Origin of the sequence: Bradyrhizobium sp. NBAIM08, assembly GCF_020193935.1 — a bacterium.
GTDB classification, from domain to species: domain Bacteria; phylum Pseudomonadota; class Alphaproteobacteria; order Rhizobiales; family Xanthobacteraceae; genus Bradyrhizobium; species Bradyrhizobium yuanmingense.
The window spans coordinates 1-473 of record NZ_JADYVR010000155.1; the positions used below are offsets into that span (position 1 = coordinate 1).

The window sequence follows — 473 nt, forward strand, 5'->3', positions numbered from 1 at the left end:
GTCGATCATCATCGTCGCGGCGTCGGCCGCGCTGATCGTGCTGCTGTGGATCGTGTTCTCGCGGACGATGTGGGGCAAGACGCTGCAGGCCACGGCGGTCAACCGGCTCGGCGCGCGGCTGATGGGAATATCGTCGGCGCGCGCCGGCCGCGTCTCGTTCACGATCGCCGCGCTGATCGGCGGCCTGTCGGGTTTGCTGATCGGGTCGACGACGACGGTCTTCTACGACAGCGGCTTCCTCATCGGGCTCAAAGGCTTCGTCGCCGCGGTGTTCGCCGGGCTCGCGAGCTACCCGCTGGCCGCCGTCGGGGCGGTCGGCGTCGGCCTGCTCGAATCGTTCGGGTCGTTCTGGGCGAGCTCGTTCAAGGAGGTGATCGTCTTCACGTCGATCCTGCCGATCCTGCTGTGGCGATCGCTGCGCGACCCGCACCTGGGAGACGACTGATGAAACTGATGCATGTTGGCGCTGCGGT

1 protein-coding gene is annotated in these 473 nt (G+C 67.2%); it reads left to right on the forward strand.

Features of this window, described 5'->3' with window-relative positions; translation table 11 throughout:
* Positions 1 to 445 (forward strand): branched-chain amino acid ABC transporter permease (locus I6F37_RS38880; protein WP_225154204.1); only part of this gene is annotated, 445 nt, incomplete at its 5' end.
* Positions 446 to 473: the final 28 nt, after the last annotated feature.